The organism is Poriferisphaera sp. WC338 (genome assembly GCF_050931845.1).
GTDB lineage: Bacteria > Planctomycetota > Phycisphaerae > Phycisphaerales > Phycisphaeraceae > Poriferisphaera.
Genome location: NZ_CP194516.1, coordinates 1869828 through 1886499, shown reverse-complemented (window position 1 = coordinate 1886499; position 16672 = coordinate 1869828). Strand labels below are relative to the sequence as shown.

13 protein-coding genes are annotated in these 16672 nt (G+C 48.1%); 8 read left to right on the top strand and 5 right to left on the bottom strand.

Features of this window, described 5'->3' with window-relative positions:
- Positions 1-18: 18 nt before the first annotated feature.
- Positions 19-357: a DNA-directed RNA polymerase subunit omega gene (locus ACQ6WK_RS07765; RefSeq protein ID WP_432800174.1), complete on the bottom strand. Its 339-nt coding sequence runs from the start codon at positions 355-357 to the stop codon at positions 19-21.
- Positions 358-632: 275 nt separating this feature from the next.
- Positions 633-1277 (bottom strand): hypothetical protein, encoded by a 645-nt coding sequence (locus ACQ6WK_RS07760; protein WP_432800173.1) that lies wholly within the window; start codon positions 1275-1277, stop codon positions 633-635.
- A 235-nt stretch (positions 1278-1512) separates the two neighbouring features.
- Between ACQ6WK_RS07760 and ACQ6WK_RS07755 the strand changes: the two genes are divergently transcribed.
- The 4 genes from ACQ6WK_RS07755 to pheT all read left to right on the top strand — a co-directional run bounded on the left by ACQ6WK_RS07755 (position 1513) and on the right by pheT (position 8112).
- A complete protein-coding gene (locus tag ACQ6WK_RS07755; protein ID WP_432800172.1) occupies positions 1513-3321 on the top strand; it encodes a sugar phosphate isomerase in 1809 nt (602 codons plus the stop codon).
- Between the two features lie 142 nt (positions 3322-3463).
- Positions 3464-4759, top strand: coding sequence for a glycoside hydrolase family 18 protein (locus tag ACQ6WK_RS07750; RefSeq protein ID WP_432800171.1), 1296 nt, complete (start codon positions 3464-3466; stop codon positions 4757-4759).
- 96 nt (positions 4760-4855) lie between these two features.
- The gene (locus ACQ6WK_RS07745) at positions 4856-5935 is read left to right on the top strand and encodes a YHYH protein (protein WP_432800170.1); all 1080 of its coding nucleotides are present in this window, start codon (positions 4856-4858) and stop codon (positions 5933-5935) included.
- Positions 5936-6072: 137 nt separating this feature from the next.
- Positions 6073-8112 (top strand): phenylalanine--tRNA ligase subunit beta, encoded by a 2040-nt coding sequence (gene pheT / locus ACQ6WK_RS07740; RefSeq protein ID WP_432800169.1) that lies wholly within the window; start codon positions 6073-6075, stop codon positions 8110-8112.
- 28 nt (positions 8113-8140) lie between these two features.
- On the opposite strand, the gene ACQ6WK_RS07735 is transcribed toward pheT, so the two are convergent.
- On the bottom strand, positions 8141-8914 hold the full coding sequence (locus ACQ6WK_RS07735; protein WP_432800168.1) for a ComF family protein: 774 nt from the start codon (positions 8912-8914) through the stop codon (positions 8141-8143).
- A 144-nt stretch (positions 8915-9058) separates the two neighbouring features.
- Here ACQ6WK_RS07735 and ACQ6WK_RS07730 point away from each other — a divergent pair, with 144 nt between their 5' ends.
- On the top strand, positions 9059-9877 hold the full coding sequence (locus tag ACQ6WK_RS07730) for a hypothetical protein (protein WP_432800167.1): 819 nt from the start codon (positions 9059-9061) through the stop codon (positions 9875-9877).
- A gap of 42 nt (positions 9878-9919) precedes the next feature.
- On the opposite strand, the gene fliM is transcribed toward ACQ6WK_RS07730, so the two are convergent.
- Both fliM and ACQ6WK_RS07720 read right to left on the bottom strand, forming a co-directional pair.
- Entirely contained in the window at positions 9920-10945 is a 1026-nt protein-coding gene (gene fliM, locus ACQ6WK_RS07725; protein ID WP_432800166.1) for a flagellar motor switch protein FliM, read from the bottom strand.
- Positions 10946-11100: 155 nt separating this feature from the next.
- Positions 11101-11760 (bottom strand): response regulator transcription factor, encoded by a 660-nt coding sequence (locus ACQ6WK_RS07720; RefSeq protein WP_432800165.1) that lies wholly within the window; start codon positions 11758-11760, stop codon positions 11101-11103.
- 524 nt (positions 11761-12284) lie between these two features.
- Between ACQ6WK_RS07720 and ACQ6WK_RS07715 the strand changes: the two genes are divergently transcribed.
- The 3 genes from ACQ6WK_RS07715 to ACQ6WK_RS07705 all read left to right on the top strand — a co-directional run bounded on the left by ACQ6WK_RS07715 (position 12285) and on the right by ACQ6WK_RS07705 (position 16543).
- Positions 12285-14321 carry a cytochrome c biogenesis protein CcdA gene (locus tag ACQ6WK_RS07715; RefSeq protein WP_432800164.1) on the top strand — a complete coding sequence of 679 codons (2037 nt, stop codon included), beginning with the start codon at positions 12285-12287 and terminating at the stop codon, positions 14319-14321.
- A 412-nt stretch (positions 14322-14733) separates the two neighbouring features.
- Entirely contained in the window at positions 14734-15612 is an 879-nt protein-coding gene (locus tag ACQ6WK_RS07710; RefSeq protein WP_432800163.1) for a LamG-like jellyroll fold domain-containing protein, read from the top strand.
- Positions 15613-15724: 112 nt separating this feature from the next.
- Positions 15725-16543 carry a type II secretion system protein gene (locus ACQ6WK_RS07705; RefSeq protein ID WP_432800162.1) on the top strand — a complete coding sequence of 273 codons (819 nt, stop codon included), beginning with the start codon at positions 15725-15727 and terminating at the stop codon, positions 16541-16543.
- Positions 16544-16672: the final 129 nt, after the last annotated feature.

Genomic DNA, 16672 nt, shown 5'->3' with positions numbered 1-16672 from the left:
ATCATCACGGATGAGCAATTATCCAATGATCATGTCGCCCGGATTCATAGGCGGTTCATCTGTGGGGGTAGCACTTGCTGCATCAGTAGTAGCTTCTGCAGCGGCAGTTTCTTCAACTGCTTCTTCAACGCCTTCAGGCTTAAAACCGGGCGCGGGTTCTTCACCAGTCAGCTGGTATGTGATTTTGCCTTCAATGATCTCTTGGACAGCAATTTCAAAATCACTGCGACCCTGACGGTCAACCAGTGGTCGAGCGCCATCCATCAGTTGACGGACACGGTGTTGAATAAGAGCTGTAAACTTAAAACGGCCGCCGAGTTCGTTGATGACTTTGTCGTCCTTGAGAGCTTCAATCATCTGGTTTCTCCATCTATGACTTGCGTCAAAGAAACAGTGTGCTTGCTTGGTGAGTCGCATGATCCATGGTAACGATCTGCGGTCTCTTTCATGTCGGCGCATACATTCACTGCCGATGAAAGAACGTGGCATTATAGCATCACCCTGACGCATTGCAAATAGCTGCAGAGAAGTAAGTTACACAGAAAACTTCCATCGCACTGATCTAATCCTTCAGCTCGCCTCGTTGCTCGATTGTGGCTTCTGGGTGATAGGGCGGATGTTTTGGGGTTGTTTTACTTCCGAGGGTAGGCTTTGGCCCAATTTTGCCAGAGCTTGGGCTTGAGTCTCCCGATCAGGATGATGGCTGCAAGAGCAATGACACCTAAAAGGCTAATCGTGCCAAGGAGTAAGAGGTAGCGGTCGAGTGAATCAGCTACCCAGGTATCTATGAGCGGTACTGCCAGTACGAGATCATTGCTGACAGCTAAATCCATCTGTTGAAGATTGCTATGAAGTACGGTTGCGTAACCTTCATAAACAATTCGAGTGGTTATGTGCAGAAGGGGAAGCGTGATAATGACCAAGAGGGTTTTAATCTGTAACCAGCGGAGTTTAATAAAGATACGTGGTGCATCAATAAGGAGCAGAATGCCGAAAAAGATAGTGAGGGTAGCTGAGGGAATGATGAGATATTTGACGAGTTGTTCTATCTGTCCAGTCAGATCCAGATATGTCTGAGCGGGGACTATCTCGGGGTAAGGATCAATATTGATGCTTTCTGGCATCAGAACCTGTCTCAGGCAAAGCAGTCCCAGTGCAGCCAGCGAGCCGACGAGTAAGCAGAAACAGAGGATTTTTGGGATGAGTAGCCACGGACGAAGGCCGCGTCCTGGTTTGCGGCCATGCTTGTTCCGTGGTGTTTTTGCTGGTGCTGGCATGGGTTCCCATTGTCTTGCATCTATGTCGTGGATACAAATCGATGGCATCGTAAGGTTGAAAACGCATCGTATATGTAACTATATAAATACAAGAAACTTATGAACTTTCGATATGTGAGGGGGGTATGATTTTAGCGCGTAACAGCCAGATTTATAGAACTTATATCGTTTATGTTATATAATATGCTTGGCTGTGCCTGTAAGTATCTCTCATGTAAGCAGAAAGGCTTCAGTAATGACCTTGGCTCAGGATCAGGCGTCTCACTTTGTTGAGAACGAAAAGGAATTCCATCTCGGAGCGCTGGTAACCGAACAACCGCATCCCAAGACGCGCGGACTCAGTATGCGTATTCAGTCGGATCTGAATGCAGGGGTACGTCAATTGCTGTCGGTTGAGGAAGATCTTGAGCCGGTGATGACGAAGGTATTTGGCGGGGAAGAATACCAGAAGCTGGAAGCCGCGATGTTTCGCGCGATGGCTGATGGTAAGAAGATATTTTTTACAGGGTGTGGAGCGACTGGACGGCTGAGCATTTTACTTGATGCGATGTGGCGAGGTTTCTGGCAGGAGCACGGTAAAACATTAAAAGCAATCAATGCGGATATGCCAGACCGTGAAGATTTAACGTTTAGTGTGATGGCGGGTGGAGATTATGCGCTGATCAAATCAGTTGAAGGGTTTGAAGATTTTCCGCGCTTTGGCAAAAAACAAATCGCAGATACGGGGGTGGAGAAAGATGATGTTGTTGTTGCGATCACGGAGGGTGGCGAGACACCATTTGTCATCGGAACTGCATGGAAAGGGCTTGAAGTTGGGGCGGAAGTATTCTTTGTTTACAACAATCCATCAGATGTTCTGGTTGATCATGTTGAGCGATCGCGCGAGATGATTGAGCATGCAGATGTGACATGTCTTGATCTTGCGACGGGGCAGATGGCCATTGCAGGATCAACGCGGATGCAAGCGACAACGGCAGAGCTTTTGATTGTTGGCGGTGCGTTGGAAAGCGCACTCTACCGATTCTTGCTTGAATGGCATTCCAAAGAAACATTAGAAGATCTAGGGCTTTGTGAACTTGATTTGTCGAACGGTGGCCAGGATTTCGGCAAGTTGATTGAGGAATTATATGAGTCGAGTAATATCGCAGCACTGAGCGGCTTCGTTCAGTTTGAACACGATCTTTATGTAGAAAAAGGGCGTGTGACGTATTCTGCGGAACGTTTTCTATTAGATATTTTAACGGATACGACTGAGCGTTCGCCAACGTTTAGTTTACCGCCATTTCGTCAGTACGATGATCAGGATTCACCAGTTTCCTGGGCATATGTGAAGCACCCAACGATGACGACCCCTGAGACTTGGCAGCAGCTGCTGGGGCGTAAGCCGCGTTGTTTGGATTGGCAGCCTGCAGATTACAAGAGACTTGAAGCGCCGGAAGCGATCATCAATGATCCACCTGCATTGAATTGTGATGTGCTACATAAATTCCGCATTGGAAATGAGGTTGATGTATCCCGTTATGCGACAGCGGCCAATGCATTGGTTCTTGTGAGTGCGGACACAGAAGCAGATAAGCTTATGGCCAACGGTATGCTTGAAGGCTTCAAGAAGATGTCGAGTTTGTATAAGCATGTCGCCACGATGAGTGTTGGATCTGAAGAAGCTGATGCGCTGAGTGATTTGCCGGGCGAACATTATCACATCAGTTGTAATTTAAAGAATTCTCCAATGCGGTTGTGGCAGCACCTTGCGGTGAAATTGATGCTAAATACGGTTTCGACGGCGGCAATGGCGTTGATTGGTCGAGTAACAAGTAACTGGATGGTCTGCGTACAAGCATCGAACAAAAAACTGATCGACCGTAGCGCAAGATTGATCGCAGAGCTAACCGGTACCGATTACACGACGGCTTGCGAACGCTTGTATACCGCACTTGAAGCGGTAGCAGAAATCCGTGAAAAAGAATGCCGTATTGTTTCGCCTGTAGAATGGGCAATTGAGGAATACGGTTTATCAATGAGCGAAGAAAGTGCGGCAGTCTAAATACGATAGAAATTCCCCCTTAAACCCTTCATTTGAAGGGTTTTTTTATGGATGGATGTTTTGCTAATTGCTATTTTAAAAGCTCAAAGGGATGTTTGTGAGATGGAATCAGCTTGAAGATCTTTCATGCGAGGATATATCGATGTGTAAAATTACTTTGGGTATGTTGACTGTTGTACTTATTGTTGTTGGTTGCAAGAGTGTGGATGTGCCATATAAATCAAACCTTACAGAAAGAAAATTGCAGGTTGATTTAACCGGTGGAAAAAAAGTGATGGCATACTTCCCTGAATGGGGTGGGATTGAAGGTGGCTATACCGTGTGGGACGTGCCGGCGGAGCATTTAACGCATTTGTTTTATGCGTTTGCGCATTTGACGGAGGATGGCCAGGTGAAGGTAGATATGCTGTCTAAGGGTTTAGAGATGGTATATCCAGAAGGAAAAGGGGTGCAGGGTGTGAAGGGGCATCTTCGGCAACTTATTGAACTGAAGAAGAAATATCCGCATTTAAAGACGTTGATTTCAATTGGTGGGTGGGAGTTGTCGATGCATTTTTCGAGCTTATCGGTAACAGCATATGGCCGAGAGACACTTGCGAAAAATGCTGTTGCGTTTATGCATAAGTATCAATTTGATGGAATTGATATCGATTGGGAATTTCCGGTGAAGGGGAGTAAGTATAAAGATAAGCAGCGGCCGGAAGATCGTGAGAATTTTACGAAGTTAATGCAAGCGATTCGAGATGAGATGGATTTCTATGAGGAAGAGGATGACAAGGAATATTTATTGACGGCTGCAGTAACGGTGAGCATTTATCGTCAAAAACACTTGGAATTACAGAAGCTGTCCAAGCTTTTCGATTTTGTGAATGTGATGGTTTATGACATGCATGGGCGATGGATTAAGGATCAGACAGGCCATCTTTCGCCGATGTATCCAACAAAAGCCATTGCGGGAGATGAAAATATATGCGGTGATATTGGTTTGCAAGGGTACTTAAATGCTGGGTTTAAACCGGGGCAGATAATGGTAGGTGCGCCGCTTTATGCTGCAGGATGGCAGGGTGTTGATGTAAAAAAAGAAGGTGTATTTCAAAAAGCTGTTGGTTTGGCAAAGGGGACTTCGGTTCACAAAGGATATTATGAATGGCGATACATCGCGAAAGAGTTATTGGAAAAGCAGGGAAATCAGTACTATTTGAAAATGGATGAAGATGCGAAAGCGGCTTATGTGTGGGCACCTGAGGTTGACGGAGGTACGTGGATTACGTGTCCAAGCCGTGCATCTTATCAGGCGAAGATTGATTACGTGAAGCAATATGATCTTGGTGGGATGTTCTTCTGGGATGTGAGTAATGATGTACGAGATCCTGAAAGTGTGCAATCGTTGATTCGTTTCACAGCAGATGGTTTGATGCATAGTAAAAGTTACAAATAATCCCTCGAAAAATCATCGATGCAATAGATTCTCTGATGTTGCGTTATGCTGGTTGTGGTCAGGGAAAAAGGACACAACGCACTAGGAGATAATGCAATGAACAAACAGAAACGGAAGACCTGTGTTGGTATCTCATGCGCTATGGCAATAGGTTTAAGCTTATGTTTTGCAGGGCAGAATGCGATGGCTCATGAAGGGCACGATGAGCATGAGGATTCGAGGCAGGGGATGTTTGCCCGGCTGGATCAGCGTGGTGGTGGAGAACGCGAGCAGCGCGGGCCACGGGGACCGAGAGAAAACCAAGTGCCCAGTGATGCTGATCCGGTGGTAGAGATTACAGTGAAGGGCGATTATCGGTATATCACAGGTAACGGTTTGCCGAATCATGAAATTGGGCGGTTCCCAAATCGTAATAATCCCCATGCTCCGCAGGAGCAACGTTTCAAGTGGCGGGTACCATTGGAACCTGCGGTAAATGAAGAACCGACTGAACGAGGGCGGTATACGATGGCGGTGGGTTTGAATGGTGTTCCATTTGATCCTGTGTCGGCTGAATATTATGAAGGGATGCGTGAGTGGAATTATGAAGCGCTTACAGGGAAGCTGAATCTTGGGGCTGACTTTAATCATGCACATGTGCAGCCAAATGGTATGTATCACTATCATGGATTGCCGTCTGGATTGATCGAAATCCAACGTAAAGCGAATAGTCTTGCTGAAGATGATATGGTATTGATCGGCTATATGGCAGATGGTTTTCCGATCTACGCACTTTACGGATTCGTTGATACTGATGACCCGAAAAGTGGTACAAAGAAATTGCAGAGCAGTTATGTTCTGAAGAAGGGTACGCGGCCGAGTGGTGATGCTGGGCCCGGTGGTAAGTATGATGGAACATACTCGGCGGACTTTGAGTATGTTGAAGGAGCGGGCGACTTGGATGAGTGTAATGGTCGTTGGGGCGTGACGCCGGATTATCCTGAGGGGACGTATTACTATGTTGTGACGGAAGAGTTTCCGTTTGTAAGTCGGATGTTCCGTGGAACGCCAGATAAGAGTTTTGAGAAGAAGCACGCAGGTCCGAGGCCTCGTGGGGGTGGCGGAGATATGCGAGGTAGGCCGGGCGGGTCAGGTGAAGAACGGCGTGGACGTCCGCCAAGAGGGCCACGGTCGTGAGGATAGGGTTGTAAGTGTTAAATAGGAGCAAGCCTTCGCTAATGAGCGTGGGCTTGTTTTCTTTGAACGAGTGTTTGTTTTGGCCTATATGATATTCAGATTTGCTGTAAATCCTGGGGCAGGTAGAATTTCGGGTTATGAAGATCAGTCTTGAATGGTTTAATGCGTACCTGGACCGCTCGGCAACGGAAGAAGAAGTTGCAGGTGTGATGACGGATGTCGGTTTCCCGGAAGATGGGACGGATCATCTGGACGGTGGCGATGTGATGATGGACCTTGAGGTAACAAGCAATCGAAGCGATTGCTTGTCGGTCGTGGGGCTGGCGCGCGAGTTGTGCGCGGCTACAGGGCGGGAGCTAGCACGACCGGAATTCGGGCTGGATGAATCTTCTAAGCTGGCGAGTGCGGGCGAGTTAACCAGCGTGCTGATCGAAGCAGAGGATCTTTGCCCGGTTTATACCGCACGGGTCATCAAGGGTGTGAAGGTTGGCCCGAGTCCTGATTGGATGGTAAAGCGACTTGAAGCGGTGGGGTTGCGAAGTGTCAACAATGTGGTGGATGTGACGAATTATGTGTTGCTTGAAATGGGGCAGCCATTACATGCTTTTGACATGGGATTGTTAAAAGAAGGACGAATTGTAGTACGGCGGGCTGAGGTAAACGAAAAGTTCACTGCGATTGACGGGTCTAATCATGAGCTAGATCACAATATGCTAGTTATTGCTGACGCCGAGAAAGCCGTCGCGATTGCAGGGGTGATGGGCGGATTACATAGTGAAGTTGGAAACGAGACGGTAGATGTGCTGTTGGAGAGTGCGCGGTTTGATCCACTGAGTGTGAGAAGAACAAGCCGAAAGTTGAAGTTGGGAAGCGATTCGAGTTTCAGATTTGAACGCGGGGTTGATCCGCGGGGCGTGGAAGCCGCAAGCCGTCGTGCAGCGAGTTTGATTGTTGAATTGGCTGGTGGCGAAATTGCGGAGGGTGTCGTACGCGTTGGCGAAAATGAACCATCCGATCATGGGCAAGTAACCATGCGCGTGGCACGTGCGAATCAGTTGCTTGGTACGGATCTGAGTGCGGAGGTAATGGCGGGATATCTGTCAAAACTTGGACTTGAACCTGAGATTGATGGTGAAAAAATCATATGTACGGTGCCAACATTCCGTTTGGATCTAAAGCGTGAAGTAGATTTGATCGAGGAAGTTGCACGGCATTTTGGGTTAGAAAACATCGCAATCTCTGAAAAGATTCATCTTGAAGTAAAACCAACGCAAGAGAAAATAAAAGCTGGCAAGAAGCTGGCTGAGGCGCTAATCGCGCATGGGTTCCATGAGACGATCACGTATAGTTTTGTGACTGCAAAACAGGGAAAAGGCTTCTTGCAGGATGGGCAGTCGGGATTAATGCTCAATGAAGATATGCGGAAGGCGGATGGGATGCTGCGGCCAAGCGCGCTGCCGAGTTTATTGGCATGTCGAAAGCTGAATCAGGATCTGGGTAATAGCGGCGTGAAGCTATTTGAAACGTGTAGCGTTTGGCATCAGGCTGAGAATGAGATCATTGAGACGGTAAAGCTGACATTGCTGGCAGATGCGATTGATCAGGACGGGGCGATGCGAGATTTGCGAGGGACGATTGAAGAAGCGGTCGAAACTTTAGGAGGGGTGGCGGCGCGTGAAGCAATTATGATCGAAGCTACCGAGGGGAATCTATGGGAAGTAGCTGCGGCAATTAAGATTGGCGAGAAAGAAGTTGGGGTGATGGGCTTGCTTCATCAGAAAGTAAGCTCGGATGGATTTGATTTGCAGATGAAGGTTGTGGGGGCTGAGCTTGATTTGCATGCATTGAAAGCTTTGTACCCGCCAATACATGAAACGCGCGACTTGCCGCGTGTGCCTGCCATCGAGCGCGATCTGAGTGTGGTTGTTGAAGAGGATGTGCGCTGGTCGCAAATTGAGGGTGTGGTGGTGGATGAAAAACCGGAGCTACTGGAGCAAGTTGAGTTCATTGAGGTTTACCGTGGAAAGCAGATCGGCAAGGGTAAAAAGAGCGTGAGCTTCCGCTTGTTGTTCCGCGATCCTGTTCAAACGCTTCGACATGAACAGGTTGATCCGCAAATGAAAAAAGTCATGGATGCGTTGGGAGCGAAACTGAACGCAGAAGTACGAGGCGCATAAGTGTTATAAGAAACACGATCAATGACCGTCATGCTTTGGGCGTGACGGTTTTTTGTTGGGGAGATTGATCTTGTTTGGGAAGATATGTTTGAAAGTTTTGCTTGTGTGGATCGGCAACGGTGATGACGGCAGCGGTAACGAGTGTGGCACCTGCTTTTAGCAATGGGCGTGATGCGGCGGCGAGGGTCGAGCCGGTAGTTTTGATATCGTCGACAATGAGAATGTGATAACCGGTTAGATCATAACGATGACGGGCAAGTTTGAATGCGCTGCGCATATTATCTAATCGTTGATTAGGCGAGAGAGCAGTTTGTGACGGTGTGTGACGGGTACGTTTGAGCAGAGGCTTGTAGGTGAGGTTGCAGACTTTGGCGAGGTTGCGGGCGATGAGTTGTGATTGGTTGAAACCGCGTTGCATACGCCGAAATGGATGAAGTGGGATGTCGGTGATGATAAATCGTCTAGGGTCAAATGGTGTTGGGATACGAGGGGCGAGACGATCAGAGAAAAATGGGGCGAGTGACCAATGTCGAGCGTATTTGTAGGTATGAATTAGATCACGGAACAGATCGTTGTAAGGCGCGAGGCGGATAATGCGGGTGAAGGGATAAGGTTTGTCGGGGCAGTGCGGGCAAGGTTGATTGGCTGGAGGATGGGCTTCGGACGGGAGGGACGAGCCGCAGCGTGGGCAATAATCAGAGGGAGAGTCGGGCGACCAGTTGCGAAGTTCAGGATGAGATCGTGAGAATGATTCGAGCGAGGTTGGTAGGAAAAACCGGCGGGCACGATGAAAATGAATCAACGGGCGGTTTAGCCACGAATGGGAATGTTGACTGGCGGGACGCATGTGGAAATTGTCGGGCGCGGAGGCTAGGGGTGTCAATGGCATTTGTGTTTGTATACTTGAGGTGTGAATACTTCAGAACAAACAAACGGATTTGATCGGATGAAGGCAGGCCTTATGGCGAAGCCTTTGATTGTGAGTGCACCTTTTGGGAATTATGTGCAGCCGAGTGGAGCAACAGCGACTTTGGGTACGTTTACTGCCAAACGTCGCGGAGGGAGAGTGATTCAGATCTTGAAGACGGTGCGGTATTATCGCCGCATCCGTGGGTGGGTGAACAAGATTGGTTTGCGGAATCCCGGGATTGATTGGCTGGCGGCAAAGATCACAGCAGGCAAAATTGATGCGAGCGACAAACTGGTGAGCATCCACGGGTTTGATGATGGGGAGTGGTATGAGTTGTTAGAAAAAGTGGAGCGTATCGCGCAATCTGGAGGAGAGAAGCTTCCAAAGGTTTTAGGGGTAGAGTTGAACATGAGTTGTCCGAATGTGGGGCATATTAATTGGCCGGTGGATTTGTTTGAGCGTGCAGTGAAACTTGATCGTGAGAATATTGGGGTTGTGGTGAAGTTGCCGCCGGTGAATTATGAGGGAATGGTGGAGCAGGCGGTACGTGCGGGAGTAAAGTGTTTCCATTGCACGAACACGCTGCCAAATGTCGCAGGTGGGATCAGTGGGAAACCGTTAAAACCGGTGTCATTGCAGTGTATCCGGAAGTTGAGAGAACAGGATCAGTATCAAAATCTGTTTGTCATAGGCGGTGGTGGCATTACGACGGAAGGCGATATTGATGAGTATGCCGATGCGGGCGCGAATGTGTTTGCGGTCGGTACGAAGGTGATGAATCCTATATATCTGCTTAGCGATCGTGGTGTGCGAGAATTGATTGAAAAAGCAAAGAAGATTTCGCGCAAAGCATGATCCATGCTTGCTTAAAGGTTGGGATAGACACTGTAGGTAATATTAGACGCGGTCTTTGGGGGAGATTTGACGTGCAACCTTAAAGGCGCGATTGCCACGGTATTGGCCGAGGTGGCCGATGAATTTTCGTTTACCACCAATGGATAATGTTAGCGGTGAGGATGCAGGTTTCTCAGTCGTGATGATATCGCCGACTTGAAGATTCATTAGTTCCGTAAGTTTGATCGATGAGTCGGCCAAGATGGTGGAGACATCAAGCTTTGCTGCTTCGAGGTGGTTCGCCAAGCGATTGCGGATCTTGTCGGAAGCAGAGTGCTTCTTGTAGGCGGCCCATGATTGGCTGGAGAGCTTGTCCATAACAGGTTCGATGACGGCATATGGAATGCCGAGGGACATCGTGCCAGCACGCCCGCCCATTTTCATTTCAAAACCGACCACGACGACCACTTCATTAGGTGCGACGATCTGAACCAATGCGGGGTTGGATTCGGTTTCCTGTTGCTTGAAGCTGATGGGCAGGACTGATTCCCAAACTTCGCCGAGGGAGGAGACTGCGCGGTCGATAATTTTGCCGACCAAGCGGAGCTCGATTGCGGTAAGTGGCCGTTGCGGGATGAAAAGGTCAGCGTTTGATCCCCCGAGGAGGCGGTCAATGATCGGGTAAATGATAAGTGGTGAGATCTCGAGGCAAATATTGCCTTCAAGCGGCTCGGCTGTGAGGAGGTTAAAGCAGGTTGGGTTGGGGAGAGAGTGGGTGAACTCGGAATAAGTCATTTGCTCGATATTGGCGACTTTGACCTCCATGATGGTGCGGAGGAAGCCTGACAGTGCGGCACCAAACGAGCGGGAAAATGTGTCGTGAAGCGTCTCAAGGGCACGCATCTGATCTTTGGAGACACGTTCGGGGCGTTTGAAGTCGTAATTGCGAATTTCAGCATCGGTCTCAACAAGACCCCGTCCAGCGGAGAAAACCTTGACGACCTCCTCTGATTGATCAGATGAATCATCGCCATCATCTACCGCAGCAAGCAGCGCATCGACTTCTGATTGATCTAAGACATCCGACATACGTTTTGCAAACTCCAAATAGAAACTGACGTACAAGAGTTATCGGGCGATTGAGAGGCAGGTCTTAAATATTATGGGCATGAGGAGGCCTGCGCATGAAAAAACACGGCCTTGGGGGTCCCTCAGGCCGTGCCTCTCTCGTGCTGGGTACTGAATCAGTTGTACATTGGTGGTTTGATCAGCGGGCGAGCATATCGCTCAGCCTGTTTAAGGGTCATGGCCATTCGGACCAAATGGGCGAGCGAATCGGCCTGCATCTTGTCCATCACATGGGCGCGATGGACCTCAATGGTTTTGTGAGACAAGCCTAGTTCCGCAGCGATCTGCTTGTTCAGTTTGCCTTGGACGACCAGCTCCATGACTTGCCGCTCTCTGGGAGTCAAACGGTTGTGCCGCATGGATATTTCGGCCAGTTTTTCGCTGAATTTTCGTTGCTCGGCGTCCCAGATCAATGCCGCCTGCACACGGTCTAGAAGCTGCTGCTCATTGAATGGTTTTTCCAGAAAATCCATTGCGCCCGCTTTAAACGAGTCAACGGTGGATGGAACATCCCCAAACCCGGAAACCATGATGCAGGGTAGATTGATGCCCATGGTGTTGAGTTGGTTCTGGATCTCGATGCCACTCATACCGGGCATGCGTACGTCAAGCACGCAGCACCCTGAAAGTTGATCTGGAGATCTTTTTGCGGCTTCAAGAAATGTTTCAGCGGAATCAAACGGAACAGCGGCCATACCCATCGAGGTAATTAACATCACCAGTGAATCGCGGACTGCCTCGTCGTCATCAACAATGTAAACGGTTTGGCTTGGCATGGGTTTTTCCTTTCATGCTCATCGGTTAGCAGGGATGAGTTCACACATCTCACGACACGACCAAACTTTCTCTGGTCCCATCCAATATTTATAAGAACATGCGCCACGTCCTGGTGACCACAGTGTTCTGAATGTCATGATACGCGGATACGAAAGTGTCCCTCGGTTACAACCAGCTCGACATATCCCCTCAGAGAAAAACTTTAAGTATGAAGCGAAACTAAGATGCTGGTATTGCCGGAAAGAAGACAAAGTGATACCTAAGAAAGGATAATACGATTGTCGTAAAAAACGCAAGCGCTAATCTATATTTTACTTAAAACAACCTAGGTTAACCCTTGTGATATCTCATGTTCAGCCTAAATATATTTAAGGGCAATATTTACCTATAGGACGGAATAAATCTTAGTTTGAAACGTATGTTTCATAGTGGTTTATATCCAATCGAATACTATCCGCTTCGATGAAGATTCCATACGATATGGCACATGAAGCAAGCACGTGGTCAGGAGGCCCTTTAGACGATGTATAGGGAAAAAACTATACCGCATTTACACTGCAATTCAGGTGGCGCTCATCATGCGTTGCTCTTTTTTCTTATTGCGACACTGTTTGCTGCTCTGGTGTGGCCGGTAGATCACCTGCGCGCTCAGGCATTTTCAGCTTCAGGAGATTTATCCGAGGTCAGTAAAGATCAGCCGGTTACGGTGCATGCTCAGTGGCTCAAATCTGTTGCAAGCCCCGGCGATCAGCGCGTAATTGCGATCGTAGCGGACATCGCACCGACGTATCATATTAATCCAGAGCAAAAGCAGATCCCAAGTGATTTCCCGTTTCCACTTATTCCCACAACAATTGAGGTGTCGCAAGGCAATGATATTGAGGGTGGTAATGATCAGTCGGAAGCCGCATTGATTTTTGGCCCAATTCAATTTCCTAAGGCAGAAGAAGTAACGGTTCAATTTACAGGTGAGCCACTTGTAATAAAGGCTTATGAACATCGCGCGGTTTTCTACATACCGGTGATCGTAAAAGATGATGCCCTTGTAGGTGACTATCCTGTGCGGATTAACTTTGGGTATCAAACTTGCAATGATCAGGTGTGCTTAATACCTGTGGATCAGCCGATAGATTTGACTCTTAAGGTTGTGACGCTTGCCGATGCGGCGGCCGTGGCTGGACAGAGCGGTGGTGGTGAAGATGTTTCTGATCCAGTGTTGTTTGCAGGTTTCAATACAAGTGTCTTTGAGCAGATGGTGTCAGGTGAAGTTGCTGCTCATACTGAAGTGCCGTTCGATATCTTTGGCTTAAGCTTTAAGATTGATACACAAGGCGTTGGTTTTGTTTTACTGTTATTGGTTGCCATGGTTGGTGGCTTTTTGCTGAATCTTACGCCATGTGTTTTGCCGGTGATTCCTATTAAGATTATGAGCTTGAGTCAAGCTGCGGGGAATCGCGCTAAATGCTTGATGCTTGGCATATGGATGAGTGTGGGTGTCGTGGGATTCTGGCTGCTGCTCGGCGGTGTGATCGGAAGCGTGGCGTCCATCAAAGCGGTCAATCAGCTGTTTCAATATCCGATCTTTACGATTGGTGTAGGCGTGGTAATTGCGCTTTTGGCTATTGGTATGTGTGGCGTGTTCTCAATTCGTTTGCCGCAATGGGTCTATCAATACAGTCCGAAGCAGGAAACTGCTGGCGGCAGCATCGGGTTTGGCGTAATGACGGCGGTGTTATCTACGCCTTGCACTGCACCTTTTATGGGTGCTGCGGCTGCATGGGCATTAACGCAAAGTTTTGCGGTGGTGCTGCTGACATTTGGTGCGATTGGGTTTGGCATGGCGTTGCCCTATCTAGTATTAAGTGCCATGCCGCATTTGGTTGACAAGATGCCACGGACAGGGCCTGCTAGCGAATTGGTTAAGCAGGTGATGGGTCTGTTAATGCTTGCGGCGGCAGCGTTCTTTATTGGTGTGGGTATAAGTGCTTTGGTTGTACAGCCGCCAGATAGTCCGAGTGGTGTGTATTGGTGGATCGTTGGGGGATTCGTGGCTCTTGCGGCAATCTGGCTGATTGTGCGTACATGGCAGATCACGAAGAAGCCGGTGCTTCGTATTGGCTGGTCACTTGCTGGGGTGGCTGTGATTGTGCTTGTTTGGATGGGGACGGTACGGCTTACAGATAAAGGGCCGATTGACTGGGTGAATTACACGCCAGATAGATTTCAGGGGGCATTGCGTGATGGCAAGGTTGTCGTCATGGATTTTACTGCGGATTGGTGTTTAAACTGCAAGGCGCTGGAGCATGGCGTGTTGTTTACTGATGAGGTGGTAAATGAGTTGAAGGAAAAGGATGTGGTGCCGATGAAGGTTGATATCACCAGTGATAAGAATGTTGCTGGCAAGGAGATGTTAGAAAAAGCTGGGCGCGTGACCATCCCGTTGCTGGTGGTCTATGCACCAGATGGCAAGGAAGTCTTTAAAAGTGACGCTTATACGGCAGATCAAGTGATCCAGGCTGTATCTCAAGCCAAGGGCGAGGCGGTCGTTGGGTTGCGATAAGCAAAGATTGAAAGCATAAATAGGCCTCCTGAGTTTCGGGAGGCTTTTTTAAGACGAATGCATGAAAACAAATTGAAAATATTCATAGAACTAAAGTTTTCATTCAGGTAAGAAAAGGCCATTATTAGTATACGATTGCGTTATTCGGTATACCCGCACTTTATTCTATACCACATGAATATCCATATAATTACTTGTAAAGTTACATTCACTCGATTGATGGTAAATAATAAGAATATATTCATAAATATATTGACATATTGGGTGCTGGTGATTACATTTGTATTTATAGCCAATAGAACGTGCTGTAGAGGCGAACAAATCAAGTGATCCATCTCATAGGCCATCGCATTTCCACTGCAGTACCCAACAACTTGCCATGAAAACCAATCTAACTGAAGGAGATTTGAGAATGAGCAAAATGAACACATGGCGATTGGTAGCCTGTGCACTCGCACTTGGTATCACTACCGGTGCTACGCATGCTGCTACTATTGCACATTGGAATTTCGAAGAGCAGACTGGCCAGGATATCGCCAATGATGCCGGGGCTAGCCTCACACTGCGTCGCGGTACTAGTGGCTCAGGATGGGGGGATCCTGCATGGAGTGCCGGTGGTTTTAACGGCACAGGTGGTTTGCATTACAACAGCGGTGCCCCCGGCGCAAACCCCGATTACCACGTATCAACAGCAAAAGTAACAGCGGAAGCAGCTCAGCTGAGTCTTACAAGTTATACCGCAGAGATCTTTTTTAAGTTAGACAATATTCCACCAACAGGTTTTAGTCGCACCAAGCCGTATTCATTACTATCGCAATACGACACCACCAACAACAAGCTGAATTACCTGCTTCGTATTTCTGGTAAATCCAATGGCAAAGGCCAACTCAACGTTTATTACGACAAGGCGGCAGGAGGCGGGCAGTCATTGAATTCATCTATCGAATTGGATGCAAATGTCTGGTATTACGCAGCAATAAGTCGAGCTGCGGATGGTACGCAGAAACTGATGGTGGCTGACGTTTCAGATCTGGATAATATCTCTATAACAACCAATTCTGCAAGCGGCACAGGCGCACCGTTCTCAGGGGCAGGCAAGTTTGCACTTGGTGCTCAAGGCACATCCTCAAGCTTCCAACGCGGTTTTGTTGGCATTATTGATAACGTTCGTATTAGCGATGAAGTGCTGGATGAGAGTGCTTTGTTGGTCAACAACATTCCGGAACCAGCGTCTCTGCTACTTTTTGGTGTTGGTGGGCTAGTACTTGTTTCGCGCAAACGACATCTTTAAGCCTTAAATATTACCGCAGCGGATCTGAAAAGGACCTGCTGCGGCTTGTATCACACTTCATTGTCAGGTTTTAACATTGTATTTACTTCATTTGAGGCGTAAGGAACACATCATGCTTGAGGCAGACTTTAGCATTGAACGTACAAAACAAAAACGTGGTTTTACTTTGATTGAACTTCTTGTTGTCATATCAATTATTGCGCTGCTAATCGGTATTTTATTGCCAGCCTTAACGAAAGCTCGTGAAGCAGCACGAACGATGAGTTGTCTGAGCAATATGCGACAACTTGCCATGATCGGTGCAGGTTATATGGTTGATAACAAGCAAAAATTTATGTTTCAACGAGCACACGAAGACCCAACAACATCATTGTGGTTGATTTCGAACCCGATGGACTCTAGCCGCCCAGCCAATTGGCTACGTAGTTCGTTCAAGTACCTGAACAATGATGATGGTCTTGATGGCAATGAAATGCTAACTTGCTCGACGGTTTACATTGAAAATGTTTCGGGTGGGCCGGACCCACGGCTGGTCAGTTATGCCGCCAATGGTGTGGTTACGCAACATGGTGGCGAGCGTCTTGCTCCTTCAACCACGATTGCTTTTTCAGAATTACAGTCTCGGCAAGACTGGTCTTTGGTCCGGCCACATTCAGTGGATAGCTATTCTCGTAATGCGCCATTGTTGCCCGAGGGTTCAAGTCTATGGAGTGGGTGGATGCGATTTGGTAGTGGCGGCTTGGCGGTTGAAGGTCCACACGGTAAGGACATGAATACGAGTTATCTGGACGGCCATGCCGAAACCATTAATTGGCAAGACGTAACCAGCCTTGATTACGGCCTGCTCATTGATGGAGATGATAAGCACGAAGATGAGGTCAGCGGCTACGGCACAGCAGGGCGTGTAGGCAAGATTTACTACGGCCTATAACTGAGATCTCTACATCAGAAGATGTTCTAGCAATAAGCTTGCAGCGATGCAGGCTTTTTATTGCGGCGGCTATGACATTATTGACTGTCATTAGAATGATGGCGGAGGAAGCAAAAGGGAGCCGAGGGT

What these genes read in the sequence shown, in the direction of transcription:
- pheT (WP_432800169.1), top strand. Translation starts at nt 6,073, where the DNA reads ATGAAGATCAGTCTTGAATGGTTTAATGCGTACCTGGACCGCTCGGCA.
- fliM (WP_432800166.1), bottom strand. Translation starts at nt 10,945, where the DNA reads ATGTCGGATGTCTTAGATCAATCAGAAGTCGATGCGCTGCTTGCTGCG.
- ACQ6WK_RS07755 (WP_432800172.1), top strand. Translation starts at nt 1,513, where the DNA reads ATGACCTTGGCTCAGGATCAGGCGTCTCACTTTGTTGAGAACGAAAAG.
- ACQ6WK_RS07765 (WP_432800174.1), bottom strand. Translation starts at nt 357, where the DNA reads ATGATTGAAGCTCTCAAGGACGACAAAGTCATCAACGAACTCGGCGGC.
- ACQ6WK_RS07720 (WP_432800165.1), bottom strand. Translation starts at nt 11,760, where the DNA reads ATGCCAAGCCAAACCGTTTACATTGTTGATGACGACGAGGCAGTCCGC.
- ACQ6WK_RS07760 (WP_432800173.1), bottom strand. Translation starts at nt 1,277, where the DNA reads ATGCCAGCACCAGCAAAAACACCACGGAACAAGCATGGCCGCAAACCA.
- ACQ6WK_RS07715 (WP_432800164.1), top strand. Translation starts at nt 12,285, where the DNA reads ATGTATAGGGAAAAAACTATACCGCATTTACACTGCAATTCAGGTGGC.
- ACQ6WK_RS07750 (WP_432800171.1), top strand. Translation starts at nt 3,464, where the DNA reads ATGTGTAAAATTACTTTGGGTATGTTGACTGTTGTACTTATTGTTGTT.
- ACQ6WK_RS07705 (WP_432800162.1), top strand. Translation starts at nt 15,725, where the DNA reads ATGCTTGAGGCAGACTTTAGCATTGAACGTACAAAACAAAAACGTGGT.
- ACQ6WK_RS07730 (WP_432800167.1), top strand. Translation starts at nt 9,059, where the DNA reads ATGAAGGCAGGCCTTATGGCGAAGCCTTTGATTGTGAGTGCACCTTTT.
- ACQ6WK_RS07745 (WP_432800170.1), top strand. Translation starts at nt 4,856, where the DNA reads ATGAACAAACAGAAACGGAAGACCTGTGTTGGTATCTCATGCGCTATG.
- ACQ6WK_RS07710 (WP_432800163.1), top strand. Translation starts at nt 14,734, where the DNA reads ATGAGCAAAATGAACACATGGCGATTGGTAGCCTGTGCACTCGCACTT.